Origin of the sequence: Catenulispora rubra (genome assembly GCF_015356825.1) — a bacterium.
GTDB classification, from domain to species: Bacteria; Actinomycetota; Actinomycetes; order Streptomycetales; family Catenulisporaceae; genus Catenulispora; species Catenulispora rubra.
Map to the genome: position 1 here is coordinate 36747 of NZ_JAACYW010000039.1, position 22562 is coordinate 59308.

Consider the following 22562-nt stretch of genomic DNA (forward strand, 5'->3'; position numbering starts at 1 on the left):
GCTGCGATGCAGCTAGGCGGAGTGTTCCAGGTCTTGACGAGAGACGGCGTGTGCGAAGGGCAGGCCGGCAGCGTATCGCTCTACTTCGTCGACGGCCGCCGCGGCCATGCGGTGCAGTTCGTTGCCGAGCGAGCCGGCGACGTGCGGGGTGAGCAGTACGTTGGGGAGGTCGTAGAGGACCGAGTCCGCCGGGAGGATTTCGGGCTCGGTCACGTCGATGACCGCGTTGATCCGTCCGGTGACCAACTCGGCTATGAGCGCGTCTTGGTCGATGAGGGCGCCGCGTGCGGTGTTGATCAGCGTCGCGCCGTCGCGGAGGAGTGCGAGGCGTTCGCGGTTGATGAGGTGGTGGGTTTCGGGCAGTTGCGGGGCGTGGATGCTCAGCACGTCTGATGTGGCGCAGAGCTCGTCGAGGTCCAGGAGGCGGGCGCCGAGGTCGTGGGCGCGCGTGGGGGTGATGAACGGGTCGTAGAGCAGGAGGTCCAGGTCGTAGGGCCGTAGTAGCTCCAGGACCCGTCGTCCGATGCGGGAGGCGCCGACGAGTCCGACGGTGCGGCGGTAGTTGCCGGCGCCGGTGTAGAGCTGGTGGAGGTTCAGGCGGGCGCCGCGGTGCTCGCGGTACAGGTCGCGGATGTGCAGGATGCGTTTGTTGGCGAGGAGGATCGCGGCGACGGTGTATTCGGCGACGGGGTATGCGTTGGCCCAGGCCGCCGACGTGACCGCCACGCCGCGCCGCCAGCAGGCCTCGGTTACGAGGCGCCGGACCGTTCCGGCGGCGTGGACGGCGGCGCGCAGCCGTGGCGCGGCTTCCAGGAGCGCGTCGTCGAGCTGCGGTGCACCCCAGCAGGTGAGAAGGATCTCGGCCTCGCGCAGGACCTCGGCCGCGCCCGGTTCGGCGATGTCGTGGACCACGAGGCTGAAGTCGATGTCCGCGACGGCGGCCAGCCGCCGGCGGGACTCCTCGTCGAACAGCGCGTCCACGGTCACGAACCCCGGGTCCATGGCCAGCACGGTGCGAGGGCGGTGGAGCCGGTCCCGTCGTGGCGCTGCGCCGATCGTGGTCGGGTTGACGGCGGCGGACGGCTGGTGCACGGGGCGATTTCCTTCTCTAGTCGATCCCACGGCGCTCATTTCACGCTGCCGGTGGTCAGTCCGGCCTTCCAGAATCGCTGCAAGGCGACGAACGCGATGATCAACGGCACGACCGCGAGCAACGCTCCGGTGACCACCAGCGGATAGAGGTCGGGCTCGGTGCGGGTCTGGCTGTTCCACGTGTACAACCCCAGGCTGACCGGGAAGAGCCGGGTGTCCGACAGCATCACCAGCGGCAGGAAGAAGTTGTTCCAGATGGCGGTGAACTGGAACAGCAGCACGGTGACGAAGCCGGGCATCACCATCCGCAGCCCGACCCGCCAGAAGATGCGCAGCTCTCCGGCCCCGTCCACCCGCGCGGCTTCGAGTACCTCGCCGGGGATGTAGCCGGCGGTGAAGATGCGGGAGAGGTACACCCCGAACGGATTGGCCAGAGTCGGGATGAACACCGACCAGAAGGTGTTGACCAAGCCGACCTTGGATGCCAACAGATACAGTGGCAGTGCGAGGGCGGTGGTGGGTATCAGGACACCGAGCAGGACGACGCCGAACAGTTTCTCCTTGCCGCGGAACCTGTAGACCTCGAAGGCGTATCCAGCGCAGAGACAGATGAACGCGCAACATACGGCGCCGAGGCCGGCGTAAAGCAGAGAGTTGAGATACCAGCGGAAGTAGATTCCGCCGTCCTGCGTGGCGAGTGCGTGGAGGTTCGCGCCGAGGTGCATGTGGCTGAGGGACAGGCCGCGGCCGCCGAGCAGGTCGCCGGTGTCCTTGGCGGACGCGGTCGCCAGCCACAGCACCGGCAGCAGGGTGTATGCGGTGGCGAGAATCAATGCGCTGTTGACGGCCGTCTTCGACAGAGTCCACGGTCCGCGGTTTCGGTGGGTGACCGCTTCGGGTGTGCGGCGCCCCCGGGTGCCGGCTCTCGGCCGCGGTTGCGTGACGGTCATGCCGCGGCGTCCTCTGTGCGCCGGCTCGGGGCGGGACGTCGTGCGGTGATCCGGGTGACCGCGAACGAGAGCATGGCGGCGACCACGGCCAGCAGGACCGAGGCGGCGGCCGCGAGACCGTAGTTGCCCTGGTCGAAAGCAGCGCTGTAGGCGTACATGTTGGGTGTCCAGGTACTGGTGATCGCGGCGGAGTTGCCGCGAAGGATCATCGGTTCGGTGAACAGCTGGAGTGCGCCGATGACCGTGAACAGGGCAGCCAGGACCAGCGCCGGTCGGATCATCGGGATCTTGACGCTGCGGGCGGTGCGCGGCCCGGTCGAGCCGTCGACCGTGGCCGCCTCGATCACCTCGCGCGGGATGGCCTGGAGCGCCGCGTAGAAGACGACCACGTTGTACCCCGTCCACTCCCAGACCGCGACGTTCACGACCGAGGGGAGAACGGCGCCGGAGGACAGCAGGTCGATATGGACGCCGGTGCTGTTGAGGGCCCTGATGACGGGGCTGATGCCCGGCGTGTACAGGTACGTCCACACCAATGCGGCGATCAGGCCCGGAACCGCGTGCGGGAGGAACAGCGCGAGCTGGAACAAGCGTCGGGCCCGGACGAGCGCGGAGTCGAGCAGCAGCGCCAGGACCAGAGCGAACGTGAGCATCACCGGGACGTAGAGGACGCAGTAGCCTGCGACGGTCAGGAAGCCGTGGCGGAAGGCGGGGTCGTGGAGCGCCTGGCTGTAGTTGCCGAACCCGTCGAAGACCTGACGCGCACCGCCGAAGCCGAGACCTGACAGGCGCTGCGTCCACAGGCTCAGATAGACCGCGTATCCGATGGGCGCCACCATCGCGGCGAGGAACACCAGGAAGAAGGGCGTGAGCAGGACTGTGGCCGCGCCCCCGCTCTGCCGGGCCGCGGTTCCGCGGCCCGGCACGGCCGTGACGCGTCGGCTCATGGCCCGACAACCTGGACGCCGCGCGCCTTCAGGTCCGACACCGTCGCGTCCTGTCCGGCCCGCAATGCCTGGTCGATGGTCCCGCTGCCGGTCAGGGCGCTGAAGGCGTTCTTGATCGCACTGTTCGTGACCCCCATCGACGGCCCCCACGACCAGCCGGGCTTGATCGCGGCGCTGGCGTCGGAGAACACGGAGAATATGTCCTGGCCGCCGTAGAACGTGGTGTTGAAAGCTTGCTTGGCCGTGGGGACGAGCGCGGGGTCGGCGGGATAGACCGAGGAGATGCCCGACGCGATGCGGGCCTGCATGCCCTGCGGCGTGGTCGTCGCCCACTGCGAGAACTCGACCGCCGCGGCGACGTTCTTGCTGTCCTTGCCGACCACGAACACGGAACCGCCGAGCATGCCGCCGGCCGGGTTGCCGTCCCAGCTGGGTATCGGTGCCACGGCCCAATCGCCGGCCTGCGTGGGCTCTGCGCTCTTCAGCGCTCCGGCGCTCCAGGCGGCCCCGAGGTACCCGACTGTCTGGCTGTTCTGCAACGACGCGGACCACGCCTGGCTCGAGTACGGCTGCACCCTGACCAAGTCGTCCGCGATCAGGCTCTGCCAGTAGGCCGCCACCTTCTGCGTGGGGGCGTCGCGCAGGCCGACCTTCCACGCGTCGCCGCTGGTCCCGAACCAGGCGGCGCCGGCCTGCCAGGCCATGGCCTCCAGGGTCGAGGGGTCATCGGAGAAGAACGTCGCCAGCCGAGCTGCCGGATCGGCCGCCTTGAGCTTCTGCGCGGCGGTCCGGAACTGGTCCCATGTCGTGGGCACCTGGATGCCGTACTTGGTGAAAACATCCTTGCGGTAGAAGAACACCTGCGGGTCGGCGTCCAGGGGGAGGGCCCAGTCCTTGCCGGCGAAGGTGGTCAGCTGAACGGACTGTGGGGTGAACTTCGAAGTGAGGCCGCTGATGCGGGACGTGAGGTCTTGGACCGCGCCTTGGCTCACGTATTCCGGCAGCATCGGGTATTCGACGTTGAACACGTCGGGTTCGTTGCCCGCCTTCACCGCGTTGGAGATCTTCGCGTAGCCGCCGGCGTTGCCGGACGGGATCTGTTCGAAGACCACGTGCACGTCGTGGTGCGAGGCGTTGAACGCGTCGGCGACCTGCTGGCTGCCGCGGGTCCAGCCCCAGAAGGTGATCGTCACCGGCCGTCCGGGCGTGGATGCGGCCGAGGAGGACGAAGAGGACGAAGAGGAACCGCCACAGGCGGTGAGCGCGGTGAGACCGAGCAGCGAACACGCCAGGGCTGCGGCGTGGCGGCGGCGTTTGCGTCGAGGAGCGCTGCGGGATGCGAGTCGAGGAGCGCTGCGGAGAGCGAGTCGAGGGCTGTGGTTCGGGAGCGCGGCGGTGCGATCCGGCATGACGGTGCTCCTGTTCGAATGGGGCGTCATCCTGGAGGCGGGCATGCCGTCGCCGGCAGGCCGGCGCGAGTGAGCCGGGAGGGAAGGGCTGAGATGTGCCGCTGCTCCTCCGGCCGCGTGGGCTTGCCGAAGGAGCAGCGGCCGCGTCAGGAGGTGTGGGAGAAGGAGAGCGCGTAGAAGTGCACCAGCGCGCCGATCTTGCTGCTGCTGCCCACCGACTGGTCGTAGTCCCCGGCCTTGAAGTACATCTTGTAGCCGTCGAAGGCCGACGGTTCCGTGAAGTGCGTCGTGGCTCCGTTGATCGTGACGGCGATGTCGTGGCTGCCGTTCAGATCGATCGAGTAGCTCCACTTCGTGCCGAGCGGGATGTGCGCGATCGTGGTCGGGACGCCGTTGCCGCCGGCCGGCGTCTGCTCCAGGAACAGTGCGACGTCGCCGTTGCTCTCATAGAAGAGCTCGAGCAGCGGCTTGGAGGAACCGGATGAGTTGTCCAGGTGGATCTGTCCGACCGTGACATGGTCGGGGATCTTCTTGGACATGACTGTCGCGCTCAGGGTGTTGTTGCCGGTGACGTTCCACTCGGCGAGCGCGCCGCCGGCGGTCATCTCCCGCAGCTCGGTGCGCGGGTACTTCGAGCCGAGGGTGACGCCGTTCTCCGGGTCCCAGAACGTCATCGATCCGTCCGTGGGATCGGTGTAGAAGTACTTGTCCTGGAATCCGCTCGCGCCTTTGAGCTGCGAGGGCGAGATCGTGGTGGTGTTGTTCGTGGTGCCGGTCGGCAGTTGCAGCTCCCACTGGGAGAGGTTGAAGTTCCCCCCGGGCGCCACGTTCGGATTGAGTCTGGCCTTGCTGCACGGCGCGGCGGTGGCACTGGCCGGGGCCACCGTGATCGCGCCGAGGATCGGCAGCACGGCGGCACCGGCTATCGCCGCCCTGGACCGACGTCCCCATCGGTAGTTCATCGTCCTTGCTCCCTTCGTTCGCTCGCCCGCAGGACTCTGCGTTGCGGTTGTGTTGCATCCTTCGCCCGCATGGGATCGAAGTCAAGAGCGAACGATATTTCGATCTCAAATTGGATCGAATGATCTCTGAATGATCTCTGAATGATCTCTGAATGATCTCCGAGAGGGAATCTCGCGGTGCCGGATCTCAGGGGGCGAGCGGACCGCAGGAGTCGCGGACCACCAGGCGCGGCAGCAGGTCCAGATGCCTGCGGGCGGACGCGGCCGGGTCCGGCGCCGCACTCAGACGGCTGAGAAGGAGCTCGACGGCGGCCGTGCCCACCTCGTACTTCGGCGGGCTGACGGCGGTGAGCGGGGTGTCCGCGAGCGCGGCGACCTCGTTGTCGTAGGCGATCACCGACAGGTCGCCGGGCACCTGGACGCCTCGGTCGGCCAGGCTCTGGACGATCTTGATCGCGTCCTCGTCGTTGTGGACCAGGACGGCGGTCACCCCGTCGTCGTGCACTGCGTTGATGAGCCGCTCCAGCGCCGCGTCCATGCCCTCGGGGTTGGCCTCCGCCGGATAGGTGTCGATGATGGGGACCGGCGGCTCGCCGAGTTCCAGCAGGGCCAGGGAGGCCAGGTAGCCGGCCCGTACCAGGCTCGCGGTCGGGCTGAGGTGGGCCGCCAGAGCGATGCGCCGGTGGCCGAGCGAGACGAGGTGGCGTACGGCCAGGAACGCGCCGTGGGTGTGATCGGAGCAGACCCGGTCCATCTCGGCCGCGGCCGCCGTGGCCGACACCCGGCGCTCGACCAGGACGCACGGTACGCCGAGGGCCAAGAAGTGGTCGGCCTGCGCCGCCACCGGCGCGTCGGGCTCCCAGCTGGGGGTGATCAGCAGGCCGTCCACGCCGCTGGAGAGCAGGCGGTCCACCTGGATCCCGTCCTCGGACCGCTGATACCCGGAGATGCCCAGCGCCAGCCGTGCGCCGGCGGCCGACGCCGCGGCCTGGGCCCCCCGGACGATCGCGGCGAAGTAGTACGCCGCGGAGGGAACCACCATCCCCAGCACAGGCCCGGACCCAGATCCAGACCCCGAGCCGACAACGAAGGCGCTCGCGGAAGCACCCTGCGTCTCTTCGGTGTGACCGGGCCACGAGACCGATCCGTGCACCCGCCGCACCAGTCCCCGCCCGGCCAGCGCTTCGACGTCCCGGCGCGCGGTGACCGGAGCCACGCCGAGCTCGGCACCGAGTTCGGTGACCCGCATCGTGCCCCGCTGCCGTACCGTCTCCAAGATCCGGCGGCGCCGCTCTTCCGCGGACATGCTCACGTCTGCTCCCCTTCGCGAACGGCGGCCGAGGTGCCGTAACGCACCGAAGCCTACCGCGCGGGCCCGCTGGGCAGATCGATGATTGATTGTTCGATCAGGGATATCGATCGATCGCATCGGGGGTATCTGGTCGGCGCATCTGGTCGGGGCATCTGAAGGAGCCGGCGCGCTCACACCTTGCTCGCAGCCTCCACGGCGACGGTCTCGATCTCCTGCAGCCAAGCCTGGCCGTCAGCCGGGGAGAGGAGCCCGGTGTCCAGCAGGATGCTGAGTCGCATCGCGTCGGCGACGTCGGGCTCGACGCGCGCGAAGGTCCGTCGCATCGGCTTCTGGCCGGTCACGGTCCCGCGGAAGACGCTGTCCGGCAGAACCTCCCGCATCTCTGCCACTGCCGGAACGGTCGCGGCGGTCGCCGTGGTCGCACCTGTCGCGACGGCCGTCGGGGATTCGCCGCGCCGGTTGTTGAAGAAGCACGCGATGTTGATGTCCACGCCTCGTTCCCGGGATACCCGCGTGACCAACTCCTCCAGGTCGAACGGGTTGTGGTAGGCGTGCTTGTAGGCGGTCATCGTCGTCCGCTTGACCCGCGCGAGCACCTCCTCGAACGGCGCGTCGGCGACGTCCAGCGCGCACAGGCCCGCCTGCGTCACAGTGCACACCACGTCGGCCAGGCCGCGGCGGAAGCGGTTTCCGACCATCGGCCTCAGGACCACCGGGTGCACGCCGGTGATCCGCGCCTGCGCGACGGCGAACAGGGTCAGCAACGAGGTTGCCGCGTCGAATCCGGTGCGTGCGGTGATCCTCGCGACCGCCCTTGGCAGCGCGCGCGAGGTGAACTCCCCGGTCCAGATCTTCGGCTCGGTCTGGGCCGGCTGTGCGGGGAAACGGCTCGGGGCGATCGAGCGGAGCACGGACTCGTGGTAGCGGAGCGCGGCGTCGTTCTGCCGCCGTCCGGCCGCGGACTGCTGCCATGCGGCCTGCTCCAGCGGCGATGTCCCGGCGACCGGTGTCGTCGTCCTGGCGGCGACGTCGTCGAGCATCACCTGGGCCCCGTGCGCGTCGACGGCGAAGTGGCTGATCAGCGCGATCATGTGGGTCGGCCGCCCCCGGTCCAGGACCACGCCCATCCGGATCGGCCATTCAGCCGCGAGGTCCAAAGCAGTCTCCGCATAGCGGCGCCGCACCCGTGCGGCAGCCTCGGCCGGGTCCTCCCCGTCGGCATCGACAAGGTCGAGGTCGATCTCGCCGTGGGCGAAGACCTCCTGGGTGGGATGTTGCTCGGCATCGAGCCGCACCCGGGAGCGCAACACATGGAACCGGCTCATCAGATAGCGGAGTTCCGCAGCGACATCCTCGACGGTGGTGCCCGGCGGCAGCGGCTTCACGCCGCCCAGAGGCATCCAGGAGCCGAGTCTGCGGATCGACATCCATGCTTCCTGCTGTCCCCACGCCAGTTCCCCGACGCCTTCGCCCGCGCCGTCGAAGGGCACTGCGATCCGGTCTGGTCCAGCTGCCACGGGTGTTCACCCTTTCCACTCAGGCCGAGGTGCTCAACGAAACCGCCGCCGCATGTCGGTCGCCGACAATAGTGTCAGGGCCCATGGAAGCGTTCCTGAAAGACGGGCACCCGCTGCTCGGCAACATACCGGGGCCGCTCGCGCTCGCCACCGGTCCTGACGGCGTCGTCTGGGCCGCTGGCGGCGCCGGCGAGAGTGCGGTGCTGTGGCTCGATGACGAGGGGTGGCGTGCCCAGCGGCTCGACGCCCAGGGGCTGCGCGCGGTGCTGCCGCTCGACGCTGAGACGGCGGTCGTCGCGGGGGAGTACGGCTATCTCGCGATCGTTGGCGGCGAGGAGGGGGTGCGGGAGGTCCGGACCGGGTTCTCGGGGTGCCTGTACGGGCTGACTCGCATCGGTGAGGTCATCTGGGTCACCGGGGATGGCGGCTTCGTCGCGAGGCTCGTTCCGGGGAGCGGGGAGCTGCACGTCGAGCCGCCGTTCACCAGCGGGGACGTCGTTTGCGCGGTCGCCGCGCCGGAAGGCCACACGCTGTTCGTCGCCGGCAGTCGGCTGATACGGCGTTCCGCCGACGGTGAGGTGGACGTGTGGTTCTCGGGCACCGCGCCGCTCACCGACGCCGTTTACGCCCCCGATGGCAGCCTCGCTGTGAGCGGTGACGGGGGCCAGCTCTATCTGGCCGCGCCCGGCGAACTCCCGGTGCGCTGTGATGGTGTTCGCCATCTCGACCTCGAGGCTCTGCACTACGATCCGCGGCGCGACGGCTTCCTGGTCGCCGGCGAGGACGGCTTCGTCGGCGTGCTCGGCCGCGATGGCGTGCTGCAAACGTTGCCTGCGGCAGACCCGCCGTATCGCCTCACCAGTGTCCTGCCATGGGGCGACGGCCACCTGTTCACCGGCTGGACGCAGACGCGCGCGCCGTACCGGTACCGCGGCGCGGTGTACTTCGACGGCACGGCCGAAGCGGCTCCGAGCAGGGTGCGTCCGGTTCCGCGGCAGGACTTCGGGCCGCCGCGGGTGCGCACCGTCGGTAACAGTGGCCGTACTCCGGTCGCGGTCGAGGACTTCGAGGAGATCCCGCTTGAAGCCGCCAAGGAGCGGATGCCCGGCGTCGTCTGGCCGGACTTCCCCACGTTCGAGCGCGTCCGGTTCTACGACGGCGACCTGCACGTCGCCGACGTCGCGGACATGCTGGAATACGACGAGCGTGCAGCCTCCGGCTACGCGGTCGCGATCGGCGGCGACCTGATCGTCGACGGCACGCTCGACGCGACCGCCGGCGGCGACGGCTACGGCAGCCTGCTGGTGGTGCAGGGCGACGTCTGGGCCCAGGCGGCGCTGTTCCGGTACGGCATCGCGGCGGCGATCGGCGGCACCCTGGAAGTGGCGACCGTGGTGCAGTGCGACCACGGCGACGACGGCGGCACCCTGTGGGCCAAGACCATCCGCGCGCAGGTGGTCTTCTACTCCCTGTACTTTCCGCAGCCGGAAGGCGAGATCGACGCCTTCCTCATCGGCGACGTCTACGGCGACACCAGCTTCCCACCGGAGCGCGCCAACGAGGTGTTCGTCCCCGATGTACTCGAGGACGGTGTCCTCGAAGAACACACCGCGGCGAGTTGGCTGCGCGAGGGCAGACCGATCCTGCGCGAGGCGTGAGCCGGTCAGTCTTGCCGGGCCTGCTCACGTCGTGGCGCGCGGTGTCGCCGGATAGCTGTAAGCATCAAGGTGCTCGGAGCAGACGTACAGCGTGAGGCCTTCGGGGGTTGTGACCCGGTTCAGGCCACCCCAGTAGCATGATGGGTCGAGGTCTTTCAGCATGCGTTCGAGGACGCGGAACTCGCCGTCTGTGTGCGCGACGCCTGCAGGCCGGCGTGGAGGCGACGAATTCCCCGTAGGCGTGCCGGCGCTCGAACGCTGACGGTCGGTGTGTGCCGAAGCGAAAGTGACGTACGCCAGCTACTCCTGGACGATGCCCATGGTCTGCAGGCGCACCGCATCCTGCCCGGGCGGGGCGCCGAACAGCCGCCGGTATTCACGGCTGAACTGTGAAGGGTTGTCGTAGCCGACGGCGTATCCGATCGCGGCCACGTCGCCCGGCGCGGAGATCAGCTCGATGCGTGCCTTCTGCAACCGGATCTGCTTCTGGTACTGCAGCGGGCTCATAGCGGTCACCGCGCGGAAGTGCCGGTTGAGGGACGACACGCTCGTGCCGATGTCGGAGGCGAGGTCGTCGATGCGGATCACCCGGTCGTACCGGGCCCTGATCCACGCTATCGCGGCGGCGACCAGCGTCAGCCTGCTGTCCGCGGACCCCGCCTGCCGGATCAGGCCCGCCTGAGGCCCGTTCAACAGACGCCAGTGGATCTCCCGTCGCACGCCGTCCCCCAGGACCCGGAGATCGCGCGGGTCCTCCAGCAGCCGCGTCAGCCGGACCAGGGCGTCGAGGAGTCGGTCGTCCGCGTCGCTGAGCGCCATGCCCGGACCCTCGTGCGGCGGGATCGCGGTGGGCCCGCCGTCCACCAGCAGCTGCGCGATCATCGAGGGCGCGAGCCGCAATCCGAGCCCGATGAACGGCTCCTCGCGGCTGGCCTTGATGATTTGCCCGCTCAGTGGAAGGGCGACGGTCACCACCACCACCTGGCCGGGGTGGTGCTCGAAGATGTGCTCGCCCAGAACGGTGCGCTTCACCCCCTGCACGACCAAGCCCAGCATCGGCTCGGTGATCGTGCCGACCGTCTCGGTCATGCGCTCACTGGCCAGGACCTGGATGTCCTCGACCCATCTCGGGCCGGGGTGTCCGGCCGCGAACCGGGTGATCCGCCGACCCAGTTCCTCCAAATGGCTCACCTGTCGAGTGAACCACGGACCGCGGACGCCCGTCCACCACCATCGGCGCGAAATTGAGCGGATCGTGCAATCGAACGAGCGCAATGGGCTAGGTGGTGGCGGCGCTCTAACCTTGAATGGACAGGTACTCGAAATACCGCTTTCCCAGGGTATGAAGCAATCCCCCAGCACGGAGGCCACGATGTCTCTCGATTCCTACGTCACCCTCGGCCGCTCGGGCCTGCGGATCAGCCCGCTCACCCTCGGTACGATGACCTTCGGCAACGACTACGGATGGGGTGCCAGCCCAGAGGAGTCGGAGAAGATCCTCGCGGCCTACCTCGACCGCGGCGGCAACTCCATCGACACCGCCAACATCTACACCAACGGCCACTCGGAAAAGATAATCGGCGACTACCTCGCCGGCCGGTCGTCGATACGGGAACGGCTCGTGCTCGGCACGAAGTTCTTCTGCAATCTCTATCCGAACGATCCGAACGGCGGCGGACCCAGCCGCAAGGCGATCGTGCAACAGCTGGAGAACTCGCTGCGGCGCCTGCAGACCGACTACGTCGACATCTACTGGCTGCACAACTTCGACCCGTTCACCCCGGTCGAGGAGACGCTTCGCACGCTGGACGACCTCGTCAGCGCCGGCAGGATCCGCTACGTGGGCTTCTCCGACGTGCCGGCCTGGGCGACCGCCGAGGCGGCCACGATCGCGCGACTGCGCGGGTGGACCCCGATCATCGCGCTGCAGCTGCAGTACTCCCTGCTCGAACGGACCTCGGAGGGCGAGCTGATCCCGATGGCCCAGGCGCTCGGCATGGGCGTGCTGCCGTGGTCTCCGCTGCACGGAGGCATGCTGTCGGGCAAGTACGCCAGCGCCAACACGGGCCCCGCCGACACCACCCGCGCCTGGGTCGGGCGGCCCTCCGAGGCCGAGCAGGTCATAGTCGACGCCCTCCACTCCGTCGCCGAAGAGGTGGGCGCCACGGACGCCCAAGTCGCCCTCGCCTGGGTACAGGGGCGGCCCGGCATCACCTCCACCCTCATCGGCGCGCGCCGGATCGACCAGTTCGAGGCCAACCTCGGCGCCCTGGACGTGACCCTCACCGACGCGCAACAGGCCGCGCTGAACGAAGTCTCGGCGCCGAAGCTGAACTTCCCCGCCGACAACAACCGGCAGCTTGCCCGGATGCTGCAGTTCGCGGGCGCCACCGTGGACGGCAGCCCCTCGACCGCGTACCCGCCGCTGGTCGAGCACGACACCCGCTACTGACCGGCGCTCAGACCGGATTGTTCTCTTCGTGAAAGACGGCGGGTCAGTGATCCGCGGTGCGGGCTGCCAGGAGTCCGGCTCGGTACCACGGTGGCATGTACGCCTCGTCGCGTGGGAAGCGCTCCTGTTCGGTGGCGAACTCGTGGGGTGCGGGCTGTGGCTGGAAGTCCGGCGGGTTTTGCCAGTTGTACTGGATGGTGAAGTGCGACGGCGCTTCGAGGATGTACCGCGCGGAGAACCAGGTGCCTTCGTTCTCCGTGTACATCCCACCGCGTAGTCGTTGGAAGGCCTGCCAAACCTCTGCCGGCGGGTCCCACACCCGCTGCTCGCTGCTCGGCCCGGTGAGGCCGACGGCGACGTCGAGGTTACGGCCGACCGCGCGGAAGTCGATCGCCAGTTCCCGCCAGCCAGGCGGTAGCGCGTTGACCAGTCTGGTCGTGATTCCGTCCAGCTCTTCTTTCTGCTGGATCGGGTCGAGCGGCGGCCAAAAGGGCATGCGTGTTTTCCCCCGTCTTCCGGTTCCGATCGGGGTCATCATGACATGACAGGCGGTGTCCATGGCTGCCGGGAGTCGCGGCGCCTGCGTGGCTTGTTCGGGCCGAACAGTGCCTTGCGGATCTTCACCATCGATCACGGCCGCGTGGTGGGCTTCTACGGACTCCAGGCCAAGGCCAAGCGATACGTCTGGGGCAACCCGCTCATGGCGGCCTCGATGATGCGCCACGATCTGAGGGTCGGACAGCAGGCGCCGGGCTCGGTACTGGTCTACGAGGATTCCGACGGCCGCGCCCGCGTCCGGCCTCGACCGCCAGATCTTCTGGTTGGCATTGCGGACGCTGCTATCGGCCCTGTCCGAGTTCTTCGGCGGCAGCCTTGGGCAGGTCGGGGTCGCGCACCAGCCACGCGACCGTCTCGTCGAGCGACACCTCGTGGCCGGCCTCGCAGTGCACCGCCGGCGAAAGCAGGGCGCCGCAGTCGGCGTGTACCAGGTCGACCCCACGCCGTTCGCCGTCCAGCGCCCGGCCCCAGCGCACCAGGGCGACGACCACGGGGAAGAGGTCACGTCCGCGGTCGGTGAGCACGTGCTCCTTCCGGGTGCGTGCGCCCGGCTCGCGATAAGGACGCTGCTCCATCAACCCCTCAGCGACCAGTTGCTTCAACCGTTGAGCGGCTACCGTCTCCGCCAGTCCGGTGCGCCGTACCAATTCGTCGAAGCGGCGGCCGCCGTAGAACGCCTCACGTACCAGCATCATCGCCGAGCGCGTGCCGATCACGTCCAGGGACCGCTCAAGCGCGCACCATGCGGGCGGGCCGAATGCGTCGCGGTCGATGAACTCTCCGCCGCGGGCGAACACGGCTTCGTCGTCGTTGAGGTCATCGTTGCTACTCATTCCCCCATCTTACCCTGACTGTTGTAAAGCGCAGTCAGGCGAGCTGCTTGATCACGGCGGTGATCGCGCACTACGTCGGCAGTTCGCTGCCGGCTTGTTCGCTGACCATGTAGCGCGCGTACCAGTCCGGCCAGTCCGGGTCCTCCGCGCCGGTTCGCGCCTCGTGCTCGCCGTGCGCGGCGGCGGCGCGGCGCAGTGCGGCGGCCAGGTCCGGGGCCGAGGAGTACGCGGTGACCGAGGGGTCGAGGCGTCCTGGCAGCCGCGTCGTGATCTCTTGCAGGATCCAGCCGTTGCCGTCCGGGTCGCTGAACGACAGGAAGGAGCCGTAGCTGCCGCGTTCGGGGTCCGGGCCCGGCACTCGGGCGTCGATACCGCCGTGGTGGAAGACGCCGCCTGCGTCGTGGAATACATCGCTCGGCTCGGCCCCGGCTCGTTTGAGCTCGTCGTGCGCCGCTTCGATGTCGCTGACGATCAGATGCAGGCCCTGGGCCGTGCCCGGTGCCTGTGCCGTAACGGACGTGCCGAAGATGACTGACGCCGGCGACCCGGGAGGGGTCACCTGCACGACCCGGAAGTCCTCGCCGACGGGGACGTCGGCGTCCAGCCGCCAACCCAGTCCCGTGTAGAAGTCCTTGGCCCGGTCCACGTCCGCGACCGGTATCACGACGACTTCGAGCTTCATGTCCATCCTGGGGCTCCTCCCACGTCGAATCCCAGCCTCGTACAGTCCGACGCCGACCGCATGCGGAAGGCGCGAGGGCCGGGTCGGACATAGAGTTCAGGTAAACCGTCACTTGGTTTCCGACGTTGGGGTTCACGCATGGACGAGACGGCGCAATTCCGTATCGCTGAGCTCTCGCCGTCCTATTGGCGGGTCACCTTCGCCAACGGCTCCGTCAACCTCATGGACGACCGCACGGTCGATCAGCTCGCGGAGGTCGTCACCCGTATCGAACAGGCTCCCGAGCTCACTGTCGTCGTGTTCGGCAGCGCCAATCCGGACTTCTTCATGGCGCACTGGGATTTCACGGCCGACAGCGCCCGGGTCGCCAGGATGCCGGCCGGCCCGACCGGCCTGAATCCGTACGCCGACAACCTCGTGCGCCTCAGCAGGGTCCCGGCGCTGACGATCTCCGCGATCCGCGGCCGGGCCCGCGGTGCCGGCAGCGAGTTCGTGCTGGCCACCGACGTCCGCTTCGCCGCCGAGACCGCGATCCTCGGCCAGTTCGAGGTCGGCGTGGGCACGGTGCCGGGAGGTGGCCCGGCGGCGCGGCTCGCCCGGCTGGTCGGCCGGGGGCGCGCACTGGAGATCCTGCTGGGAGCGGACGACTTTCCCGCGCCGCTGGCCGCCGAGTACGGCTACGTCAACCGGGTGCTGCCCGACGCCGAGCTCGACGGGTTCGTCGATGCCTTCGCCCGCCGGGTCGCCGGGTTCGACAAGACCGCGGTCGCGCAGACCAAGGCACTGGTCGACGCCGGGTCGCTGCCGCCGGACGAGGAGTTCGCGGCCTCGTTGGCCGCCTTCTTCCAGACTTCGGGGCGACCGCAGAACGCCGACCGGGTCCGGGCGCTGTTCGAGCGCGGTCTGCAGCAGCCGGACGGCGTCGAGCGAGACCTCGGCAGGCAGATCGCCGAACTCACCGGAGACTGACCCCGACTGCCTCGCGGCGACGGGAGCCGGCACCGTACGAGGAGGAAGGCATGACCATGACGAACACCGGTACGGCGACCCGACGCGAACCCGAACTGCTCGGGCAAACCGTCGTCCTGATCGGCGGCAGCGCCGGAATCGGCCTGGAAACCGCCCGCCGCGCCCGAGCAGAAGGCGCCGACGTCGTCCTGACCGGCAGGAACCCCGAACGGCTCGACCAAGCGGCGCGCGAGATCGGCGCACAACGCACGGCGGCTTTCGACGCCACAGACTCTGCGGCCCTGGCAGAGTTCTTTCAGGACCTGCCCGGCCCCGTCGACCACGTGCTGGTCACCGCCGGCCGACCGAGCTACGGCCCGGTGCTGGACATGACCGCGGACCAGGTGCGTGACGCCCTCGGCGACCACGTGGTACTCGGCCTGGAGGTCGCGCGCAACGCGGTCGGGAAGATGAGGCCCGGGGGCACGCTGCTGCTCATGGGCGGGACCGGAGGCCGCCGGATCAGCCGCGGCCTCGGGATCGTCCCCGCCGCCACCGCCGCCCTTCCGCCTTTCGCGGCAGCCCTGGCCCTGGAGCTCGCGCCGGTCCGGGTCAACCTCATCGCGGCCGGCTTCGTCGACACCCCCCTGTCGGCTTCGCTCCTCAAGGACCAGCTCGACGCGCGCCGCGACGAACTGCGCGCGAAGCTGCCGATCGGCCGCGTCGTCAGCCCGGTCGACGTCGCCGCACTCGCCGTCCACATCATGTCCAACACGGCGCTCACCGGGGCGACTTACGACGTCGACGGCGGGCAACAGTTCGCTTTCTGATACCGCATGGGAAGGAGCGATCGACTCTACTGGCGTACGGATGCGAATGTGGTGTCGACGAGAGCGCCCAGCGGGCCCATGCCGTCCCGGCGTGTCCATTCGACGGCGCCGACGTCCAGGCAGCTGAGTGCTGCTGAGACGAGTGCACGTGCCCGCAGTTCCCGGTCCTGCTCCGGCGCTCGGAGCCGTCGGATGGTGTGCGGCACCAGAAGTTCCTGCCAGCGCAGCTGCTTGTCGAGCATCGCCGGCCGCAGGCTCGGGGTGGCCAGCAGCAGCTGTGCCCGCCGCAGCCCCAGCGGGTCGGCTTCCATCGAGTCCACGCAGACCTGGACCGCAGCCCTGAGCGCGGTCCAGGCGTCCTCCTCGCTGGGGCGGCGGGCCAGCGCTTCCGCGACGTCACCGCCGAGTTCGATCATCTCCTCGAACAGCATGTCCTCTTTGCTGGCGAAGTACCGGAAGACGTTCCTGGTCGAGGTCCCGACTTCGGCGGCGATTTGGCTGACGGTCGTCTCCTCGAACCCCTGGGCGAGAAACAGCGCCAACGCCTTGCTCGCGATCTCCGCCTTGACCGCTCGTCGAGTCACCTCCCGCAGACCGGGGGACTCTGCCTTCACTCCATCCGCCATACAACGATCATAGCGCGCCAATTTCGTCACTCGATGCCATCGATTGCTATCGGTGACACCCCTGGCGCCCCCGGCGCTTACCAGTGTGGCCGATGAGGCGTCATCACATGGCGCACTTGTCACTTGATGACACATGCGTCTACGGTTGACGTCAGAGTCCCGCCGAGACCGATCAGCGGACCATACGGATGGAGACAGCGTGGACACCGACGTCTACGAGGACGGCTTCCCGTGCTGGGTGGAACTGGCCACCCCGCACGCAGACACGGTCGAGGGCTTCTACCGGCAGCTGTTCGGCTGGGATTTCACGGCGGGGCCGGGCGGGGAGAGCGAGTCGCGCACCTGCTTGCTGCGTGGGCGGGCCGTGGCGGCGATCCGTACCGCACCCGGAGCCGAGAGCGCGGCCTGGACCACCTACATCAACGTCGCCGACGCCGCCGAGACGGCTGAGAAGGTCGTCGCGGCCGGGGGCCGGGTGCTTCTCGCGCCGCACAGGGTCGGCGCGGCGGGTACGGCGGCGTTGTTCGCCGACCACAGCGGAACCACGTTCGGCGTGTGGCAGCCGGACACGCATCCGGGCGCCCGCATCCGCGGCGAGCACGGCACCTTCCACGCCGGCGAGCTGATCACCGACGACATGCAAGCCTCGGCATCGTTCTACGGCCAGGTCTTCGGCTGGACCCTGACGCAACCCCACGGCCCGCTCGGGCGCCGCGACTGGCAGCTTGCGGGCAGCACGGTCTGTGTCGCGCTGCCCAGACCGCCGGCCATGCCCGCCGAGATCCCGCCGTACTGGGATGTCATGTTCACCGTCGCCGACGCCGAACAGGCCGCCGGCACGGCCGTCGGGCTGGGGGCCACGCTGCTGATGCCCGCGACCGCGACCGAACACGGCACGATCGCCGTGCTGGCAGACCCGGCCGGCGCGGTCTTCACCGTCATAGCCACCGACCACTGATCCATCCGCAACCACTGATCCATCCGCGACCAGGGAGTACAACATGTCGTCTTTCAGCGACAAGGTAGGGATCGTCACCGGCGCGGGCTCGGGCTTGGGCGAGGCCGGGGCCAAGCGGCTGGCCGCCGACGGCGCCAAGATCGTCGTGGCCGACCGTGATTCGGCCGGGGCTGCGCGAGTGGCCGGCCAGATCACCGCCGCAGGCGGCCACGCCACGCCGCTCACCGTCGACATCGCCGAAGCCGAACAGGCCGAAAAACTCGTCGCCTTCGCCATTTCCACCTACGGCCGGCTGGACTTCGCGTTCAACAACGCCGGCGTCACCCCGCGACTCGTCGATACCCACGAGGTCGACCCGAAGGACTGGCGCGACGTCATCGACGTCAACCTGACCGGCACCTTCTACTGCATGAAGGCCGAGCTGGCGCACTTCGCCGAGGTCGGGGCGGGCGTCATCCTCAACATGGCGTCCACCGCCGGCCTGATGGCGCACCCCGGGCGCGTGGCCTACTCGGCGTCCAAACACGGCATCATCGGCATGACCCGCTCGGCCGCGGTCGAGTACGCCCAGCGCCGCATCCGGATCAACGCCATCGCGCCCGGCCCCATAGACGGGCCGTCCGCGCAGGCACTGCCGCCGGAGATCCGCGCGGTCATCGCGGCCAAGACGGCCATGAACCGGCCGGGTTCCCTGCAGGAGGCCGTGGCCGTGGCCGCGTTCCTGCTCTCGGACCAGGCCTCGTTCGTCACCGGATCGGTCTACGAGGTCAACGGCGGCCAGACCCAGCTGTGACCCTGACGGCGCCCCGGGGCCCGCCAACCGCACGACCTGCTCCGGGCTGCGGTACCTCGACGGCAGACCTCTGCCTCGCCCAGGGCGGCCGTTGCGGCGGATCCATGGTGAGCGAGGCAGAGCCAGCGTCCTTTAAATCAGCCGTCCTCAGGCCACGACAACCTTCGCCGTCACATACCTGTAGACGAACCCTGCGACGGCACCGCCGACCAGCGTGGCGATCAGCCAGAGCCAGATCTTCGCCCAGGCGAACAGACCCATCGTCGCCGCGCCGAAGGCGACAGCCGGATTGAACGCCCCGCCGGAGATGCCTCCGACGGCGAAGGCGCCGGCGGCGACGGTGAAGCCGATCGCCAGGCCGTAGAAGGAGTTGTCCTTGGTGTCCTCGCTGGTGGCGACGTTCAGGACCACGTAGGCCAGGGCGAATGTGAACAGGGCTTCGGCCGTCATGGCCTGCCACAGGGCGCGCCCGGTGGGGGACAGGGCTTTGACCGTGGGCGGGTTCACCAGCCACTTGGCGACGACGGCGGCCAGGAACCCGCCGGCGACCTGGGCGACCCAGTAGCCGGCGAGGTCCTCGCGGGAGATCTTGCCGCGGACGTGGACGGCGAGGGTGACGGCCGGGTTGAAGTGGCCGCCGGAGATGTGGCCGCCGGCGTAGACCATGGTCATCAGGACCGCGCCGATGGCGAGCGGGGCCAGGGCGACCTGGCCCAGTACGGCGCAGCCCACGGTGAAGACGAGGAAGAAGGTGCCGATGAACTCCACGATGTATTTGCGCATGGGTTCCTCCTTGGGGAGTCGGATCAGTGGCGCTTGAGGTCGAAGCGGTCCAGTTCCATGACCTTCGTCCAGGCGGCGGCGAAGTCGGCGGCGAACTTCGCCCCGGCGTCGTCCGCGGCGTAGACCTCGGCGAGGGCGCGGAGTTCGGAGTTCGAGCCGAAGACGAGGTCGGCGCGGGTGCCGGTCCACTTCAGGGCACCGGACGCGTCGCGTCCCTCGAAGGTCTCGGCACCCGGGGCGGCAGTCCAGGTGACGGCGATGTCGAGGAGGTTGACGAAGAAGTCGTTGCTGAGGGTGCCGACGCGGTCGGTGAGGACGCCGTGCGCGGTGCCGTTGTGGTTGGCGCCCAGGACCCGTAGTCCGCCCACCAGGACCGTCATCTCCGGGGCCGACAGAGTCAGCAGATTGGCTTTGTCGACCAGCAGGTACTCGGCCGGGAGCCGGCTGCTCTTGCCCTGGTGGTTGCGGAAGCCGTCCGCGATCGGCTCCAGGGCGGCGAAGGACTCGACGTCGGTGGCGTCCTGCGTGGCGTCGGTGCGGCCGGGGGTGAACGGGACGCTTATGGAGTGGCCCGCGGCTTCGGCCGCCTGCTCGACTCCCACGTTGCCGGCCAGGACGATCAGGTCGGCGAGGGAGATGTGCTTGCCGTCGGCGGCGAAGGCGCTCTGAATGCCTTCCAGTGTGTTGATGACGGTCGCCAGCCGGTACGGGTCGTTGACCTCCCAGGTGTTCTGGGGCAGCAGGCGGATCCGGGCGCCGTTGGCGCCGCCGCGCTTGTCGGAACCGCGGAACGAGGAGGCGGACGCCCACGCGGTGGAGACCAGCTGCGGCACGGTCAGGCCGGAGGCGATGATCCGGGCCTTGAGATCGTCCACGTCTGCGGCGGTCAGGCCGGCTCCGGTCGCGGCCGGGAGCGGGTCCTGCCAGATCAGGGGCTCCGACGGCACCTCGGGGCCGAGGTAGCGGACGATGGGGCCCATGTCGCGGTGGGTGAGCTTGTACCAGGCCCGGGCGAAGGCGTCGGCGAACTGGTCGGGGTGCTGCAGGAAGCGGCGCGCGATCGGCTCGTAGACTGGGTCGAAGCGCAGCGACAGGTCTGTGGTGAGCATCGTGGGAGCCGAGGCTTCGGTGTCGTCCGCGGGCTTCCACTGGTGCGCGCCGGCCGGGCTTTGCGTCAGGACCCATTCGTGGCCGAAGAGGATTTCCAGGAAAGTGTTGTCCCAGCGGGTCGGGGAGGTGGTCCAGACGCCTTCGAGGCCGGAGGTGATGGTGTCCGCGCCGGTCCCGGTGCCGAAGCTGCTCTTCCACCCCAGGCCTTGCTGTTCGAGGGGAGAGGCCTCGGGGTCGGGGCCGACATTGCTCTCCGGACCGGCGCCGTGGGTCTTGCCGAAGGTGTGGCCGCCGGCGACCAGGGCGACGGTCTCCTCATCGTTCATCGCCATGCGCCGGAACGTCTCGCGGATGTCGCGGGCCGCGGCGATCGGGTCGGGGTTGCCGTTGGGGCCTTGGGGGTTGACGTAGATGAGTCCCATCTGGACGGCGGCCAGGGGCTCTTCCAGCTCGCGGTCACCGGTGTAGCGGTGGTCGTCCAGCCAGACGGTTTCCGGGCCCCAGTAAACGTCCTCGTCGGATTCCCAGACGTCCGCACGGCCTCCGCCGAATCCGAAGGTCTTGAAGCCCATGGTCTCCAGGGCGACGTTTCCGGCCAGGATCATCAAGTCGGCCCAGGAGATCGCCTGTCCGTACTTCTTCTTCACCGGCCACAGCAGCCGGCGCGCCTTGTCCAGATTCGCATTGTCCGGCCAGCTGTTCAGCGGGGCGAAGCGTTGCTGGCCGGTGCCCGCGCCGCCGCGGCCGTCGTGGATCCGGTAGGTCCCGGCCGCGTGCCAGGCCATCCGGATCATCAGCGGGCCGTAGTTCCCGAAGTCGGCGGGCCACCACGGCTGCGAGTCGGTGAGCACCTGAGCGATGTCCTGCTTGACCGCGGGCAGGTCCAGGGCGCTGAAGGCGGCGGCGTAGTCGAAGCGCGGGCCGAGCGGGTTGGAGGTGCCGGGCCCGGCCAGAACCCTGAGATTCAGCCGGTCAGGCCACCACTGCCGGTTGCCACCACCTTGCGTGGGATGCTGAGCACGTCTGTCGTTGTTGTCGGTCATGGGGGACTCCTTCCGAAAGGGACGGATGTGGCCTGGGACGTTCCCTGATCGACGAAACGCCTGCAATTGCCGCCCGGTTCGGTGAAATGGCGCGATTCCGTCGCTACGGCGAAGGATGAGTGGCGGAGAATTCCCTATTGACCAGACTCGCAGAACACGTATTCGCTGGTACGCGTCCTCCTTTAGAGCGGCGAGTTCTGATCCGGGCCTACGCCTACACCCAGGCCGTCGCCCTGGATCCCGAACCCGAACGTGACTGTGCCGTTGGAAGCCTGCTGCACTACTACGCTCACACCGCTCAGGCCGCCTCGCAGGCCACCGCTCAGCTCCCGCGGCCCAAGCCGACCGGACCCACCCCCGCCTACCTGCCCGATCTCCGTGACTCTGACGCCCGGGCCTGGTTGCGCACGGAACGCCCCAACCTCGACGCCGCCCAAGCCGGCGCCGTCGACGCGCTCGCGCAGGCGTTGAAGATCTTTCGCACGACCGGCGAGCGAGGCAACGAGGCTTGGACGCTGAACTACTACGCCGCCGCCATCGCCGCGGCCGGCGACCGCCCGCGAGCTTTGGCGTTGTACGAGCAGGCCTTGGCGATGAATCAGGAACTGAACAAACCCGACGACGAGGCGATCTCCCTCGAAGGCATCGCCGAGCACCAGCTGGCCGTCGGCGACGTCTCTCGCGGGACGGAGATTCTGCGTCAGGTGCTGGGGATCTACGAGCGTCTCAGCATGAACGCAGACGTCAAGCGGGTACAGGCTCGTCTGACGGACCTCGCATGGGAGTAGGCGTACTCCCATGCGAGGTCGAATCTTCGTCGTCGGACGGATCAGCTCAGTTGTAGGTGACCACGTTGCTCGGCCCGGGTGCGGTTGAGCTGACGGCCGCGCCGGTTCCGTTGATCACTGATTGGATGCCTCCGTAGTTGTTGAGCCAGACGGTCAGCAGGTCGTTGAACTGCACGCCGGGGGCGTTCGGGGCTTGGATGGCCATCGCGCTTTCGATGGGTGGTCCCGATGTGAAGTTGGAGTAGACGCCCATGCCGTAGCCCCGGAACGAGGTGACGCTGTTGGGGATGTAGAAGGCCGGGTAGCCGTTT

At 68.8% G+C, this 22562-nt stretch carries 20 protein-coding genes and 2 pseudogenes; 8 read left to right on the plus strand and 14 right to left on the minus strand.

The window, feature by feature from the left end:
- Positions 1-12: 12 nt before the first annotated feature.
- The 7 genes from GWK61_RS13985 to GWK61_RS14015 all read right to left on the minus strand — a co-directional run bounded on the left by GWK61_RS13985 (position 13) and on the right by GWK61_RS14015 (position 8189).
- The gene (locus tag GWK61_RS13985) at positions 13-1002 is read right to left on the minus strand and encodes a hydroxyacid dehydrogenase (RefSeq protein WP_194908803.1); all 990 of its coding nucleotides are present in this window, start codon (positions 1000-1002) and stop codon (positions 13-15) included.
- Positions 1003-1127: 125 nt separating this feature from the next.
- Positions 1128-2042: a carbohydrate ABC transporter permease gene (locus tag GWK61_RS13990; protein ID WP_194908784.1), complete on the minus strand. Its 915-nt coding sequence runs from the start codon at positions 2040-2042 to the stop codon at positions 1128-1130.
- Positions 2039-2989, minus strand: coding sequence for a carbohydrate ABC transporter permease (locus tag GWK61_RS13995; protein ID WP_194908785.1), 951 nt, complete (start codon positions 2987-2989; stop codon positions 2039-2041). The genes GWK61_RS13990 and GWK61_RS13995 overlap by 4 nt, the downstream gene beginning before the upstream one ends.
- Entirely contained in the window at positions 2986-4398 is a 1413-nt protein-coding gene (locus GWK61_RS14000; RefSeq protein WP_194908786.1) for an ABC transporter substrate-binding protein, read from the minus strand. The genes GWK61_RS13995 and GWK61_RS14000 overlap by 4 nt, the downstream gene beginning before the upstream one ends.
- A gap of 146 nt (positions 4399-4544) precedes the next feature.
- Positions 4545-5360 (minus strand): polysaccharide lyase family 7 protein, encoded by an 816-nt coding sequence (locus GWK61_RS14005; protein ID WP_194908787.1) that lies wholly within the window; start codon positions 5358-5360, stop codon positions 4545-4547.
- A gap of 187 nt (positions 5361-5547) precedes the next feature.
- On the minus strand, positions 5548-6666 hold the full coding sequence (locus GWK61_RS14010) for a substrate-binding domain-containing protein (protein ID WP_228562299.1): 1119 nt from the start codon (positions 6664-6666) through the stop codon (positions 5548-5550).
- Positions 6667-6842: 176 nt separating this feature from the next.
- Positions 6843-8189 carry a condensation domain-containing protein gene (locus GWK61_RS14015; RefSeq protein ID WP_194908789.1) on the minus strand — a complete coding sequence of 449 codons (1347 nt, stop codon included), beginning with the start codon at positions 8187-8189 and terminating at the stop codon, positions 6843-6845.
- A gap of 83 nt (positions 8190-8272) precedes the next feature.
- Between GWK61_RS14015 and GWK61_RS14020 the strand changes: the two genes are divergently transcribed.
- Complete coding sequence (locus GWK61_RS14020; RefSeq protein WP_194908790.1) at positions 8273-9847, plus strand: hypothetical protein; 1575 nt, start codon at positions 8273-8275, stop codon at positions 9845-9847.
- 300 nt (positions 9848-10147) lie between these two features.
- Here GWK61_RS14020 and GWK61_RS14025 read toward each other — a convergent pair whose 3' ends face one another.
- Positions 10148-11038, minus strand: a complete 891-nt coding sequence (locus GWK61_RS14025) for an AraC family transcriptional regulator (RefSeq protein WP_323747558.1) — start codon at positions 11036-11038, stop codon at positions 10148-10150.
- A gap of 181 nt (positions 11039-11219) precedes the next feature.
- Here GWK61_RS14025 and GWK61_RS14030 point away from each other — a divergent pair, with 181 nt between their 5' ends.
- The gene (locus GWK61_RS14030; protein ID WP_194908791.1) at positions 11220-12299 is read left to right on the plus strand and encodes an aldo/keto reductase; all 1080 of its coding nucleotides are present in this window, start codon (positions 11220-11222) and stop codon (positions 12297-12299) included.
- A gap of 541 nt (positions 12300-12840) precedes the next feature.
- Positions 12841-13074 (plus strand): annotated as a pseudogene (locus GWK61_RS61675) (DUF302 domain-containing protein); the annotation flags it as partial.
- A gap of 64 nt (positions 13075-13138) precedes the next feature.
- Here the strand turns inward: GWK61_RS61675 and GWK61_RS14040 are convergent.
- Both GWK61_RS14040 and GWK61_RS14045 read right to left on the minus strand, forming a co-directional pair.
- The gene (locus GWK61_RS14040; RefSeq protein WP_194908792.1) at positions 13139-13690 is read right to left on the minus strand and encodes a winged helix-turn-helix transcriptional regulator; all 552 of its coding nucleotides are present in this window, start codon (positions 13688-13690) and stop codon (positions 13139-13141) included.
- 70 nt (positions 13691-13760) lie between these two features.
- On the minus strand, positions 13761-14378 hold the full coding sequence (locus GWK61_RS14045) for a VOC family protein (RefSeq protein ID WP_194908793.1): 618 nt from the start codon (positions 14376-14378) through the stop codon (positions 13761-13763).
- A 132-nt stretch (positions 14379-14510) separates the two neighbouring features.
- Between GWK61_RS14045 and GWK61_RS14050 the strand changes: the two genes are divergently transcribed.
- Together GWK61_RS14050 and GWK61_RS14055 are read left to right on the plus strand one after the other, a co-directional pair.
- Positions 14511-15341 carry an enoyl-CoA hydratase/isomerase family protein gene (locus tag GWK61_RS14050; RefSeq protein ID WP_194908794.1) on the plus strand — a complete coding sequence of 277 codons (831 nt, stop codon included), beginning with the start codon at positions 14511-14513 and terminating at the stop codon, positions 15339-15341.
- Positions 15342-15391: 50 nt separating this feature from the next.
- The gene (locus GWK61_RS14055) at positions 15392-16150 is read left to right on the plus strand and encodes an SDR family oxidoreductase (RefSeq protein WP_228562288.1); all 759 of its coding nucleotides are present in this window, start codon (positions 15392-15394) and stop codon (positions 16148-16150) included.
- Positions 16151-16176: 26 nt separating this feature from the next.
- Here GWK61_RS14055 and GWK61_RS14060 read toward each other — a convergent pair whose 3' ends face one another.
- The gene (locus GWK61_RS14060; RefSeq protein WP_194908795.1) at positions 16177-16776 is read right to left on the minus strand and encodes a TetR/AcrR family transcriptional regulator; all 600 of its coding nucleotides are present in this window, start codon (positions 16774-16776) and stop codon (positions 16177-16179) included.
- A gap of 199 nt (positions 16777-16975) precedes the next feature.
- On the opposite strand from GWK61_RS14060, the gene GWK61_RS14065 reads away from it, so the two are divergent.
- Both GWK61_RS14065 and GWK61_RS14070 read left to right on the plus strand, forming a co-directional pair.
- Complete coding sequence (locus GWK61_RS14065) at positions 16976-17734, plus strand: VOC family protein (protein ID WP_194908796.1); 759 nt, start codon at positions 16976-16978, stop codon at positions 17732-17734.
- A gap of 43 nt (positions 17735-17777) precedes the next feature.
- Complete coding sequence (locus tag GWK61_RS14070) at positions 17778-18527, plus strand: SDR family NAD(P)-dependent oxidoreductase (protein ID WP_194908797.1); 750 nt, start codon at positions 17778-17780, stop codon at positions 18525-18527.
- Between the two features lie 147 nt (positions 18528-18674).
- Here GWK61_RS14070 and GWK61_RS14075 read toward each other — a convergent pair whose 3' ends face one another.
- Positions 18675-19310, minus strand: coding sequence for an MIP/aquaporin family protein (locus tag GWK61_RS14075; protein ID WP_194908798.1), 636 nt, complete (start codon positions 19308-19310; stop codon positions 18675-18677).
- A 23-nt stretch (positions 19311-19333) separates the two neighbouring features.
- Positions 19334-21463 carry a catalase/peroxidase HPI gene (katG, locus tag GWK61_RS14080; RefSeq protein ID WP_194908799.1) on the minus strand — a complete coding sequence of 710 codons (2130 nt, stop codon included), beginning with the start codon at positions 21461-21463 and terminating at the stop codon, positions 19334-19336.
- A 137-nt stretch (positions 21464-21600) separates the two neighbouring features.
- On the opposite strand from katG, the gene GWK61_RS14085 reads away from it, so the two are divergent.
- Complete coding sequence (locus GWK61_RS14085) at positions 21601-22251, plus strand: hypothetical protein (protein ID WP_194908800.1); 651 nt, start codon at positions 21601-21603, stop codon at positions 22249-22251.
- Between the two features lie 46 nt (positions 22252-22297).
- Here GWK61_RS14085 and GWK61_RS14090 read toward each other — a convergent pair.
- Positions 22298-22562: pseudogene (locus GWK61_RS14090) on the minus strand (hypothetical protein); the annotation flags it as partial.

What these genes read in the sequence shown, in the direction of transcription:
- GWK61_RS14055 (WP_228562288.1), top strand. Translation starts at nt 15,392, where the DNA reads ATGACCATGACGAACACCGGTACGGCGACCCGACGCGAACCCGAACTG.
- GWK61_RS14040 (WP_194908792.1), bottom strand. Translation starts at nt 13,690, where the DNA reads ATGAGTAGCAACGATGACCTCAACGACGACGAAGCCGTGTTCGCCCGC.
- GWK61_RS13995 (WP_194908785.1), bottom strand. Translation starts at nt 2,989, where the DNA reads ATGAGCCGACGCGTCACGGCCGTGCCGGGCCGCGGAACCGCGGCCCGG.
- GWK61_RS14075 (WP_194908798.1), bottom strand. Translation starts at nt 19,310, where the DNA reads ATGCGCAAATACATCGTGGAGTTCATCGGCACCTTCTTCCTCGTCTTC.
- GWK61_RS14070 (WP_194908797.1), top strand. Translation starts at nt 17,778, where the DNA reads ATGTCGTCTTTCAGCGACAAGGTAGGGATCGTCACCGGCGCGGGCTCG.
- GWK61_RS14030 (WP_194908791.1), top strand. Translation starts at nt 11,220, where the DNA reads ATGTCTCTCGATTCCTACGTCACCCTCGGCCGCTCGGGCCTGCGGATC.
- GWK61_RS13990 (WP_194908784.1), bottom strand. Translation starts at nt 2,042, where the DNA reads ATGACCGTCACGCAACCGCGGCCGAGAGCCGGCACCCGGGGGCGCCGC.
- GWK61_RS14000 (WP_194908786.1), bottom strand. Translation starts at nt 4,398, where the DNA reads ATGCCGGATCGCACCGCCGCGCTCCCGAACCACAGCCCTCGACTCGCT.
- GWK61_RS14050 (WP_194908794.1), top strand. Translation starts at nt 14,511, where the DNA reads ATGGACGAGACGGCGCAATTCCGTATCGCTGAGCTCTCGCCGTCCTAT.
- GWK61_RS14010 (WP_228562299.1), bottom strand. Translation starts at nt 6,666, where the DNA reads ATGTCCGCGGAAGAGCGGCGCCGCCGGATCTTGGAGACGGTACGGCAG.
- GWK61_RS14005 (WP_194908787.1), bottom strand. Translation starts at nt 5,360, where the DNA reads ATGAACTACCGATGGGGACGTCGGTCCAGGGCGGCGATAGCCGGTGCC.
- GWK61_RS14060 (WP_194908795.1), bottom strand. Translation starts at nt 16,776, where the DNA reads ATGGCGGATGGAGTGAAGGCAGAGTCCCCCGGTCTGCGGGAGGTGACT.
- GWK61_RS14045 (WP_194908793.1), bottom strand. Translation starts at nt 14,378, where the DNA reads ATGGACATGAAGCTCGAAGTCGTCGTGATACCGGTCGCGGACGTGGAC.
- GWK61_RS13985 (WP_194908803.1), bottom strand. Translation starts at nt 1,002, where the DNA reads ATGGACCCGGGGTTCGTGACCGTGGACGCGCTGTTCGACGAGGAGTCC.
- katG (WP_194908799.1), bottom strand. Translation starts at nt 21,463, where the DNA reads ATGACCGACAACAACGACAGACGTGCTCAGCATCCCACGCAAGGTGGT.
- GWK61_RS14020 (WP_194908790.1), top strand. Translation starts at nt 8,273, where the DNA reads ATGGAAGCGTTCCTGAAAGACGGGCACCCGCTGCTCGGCAACATACCG.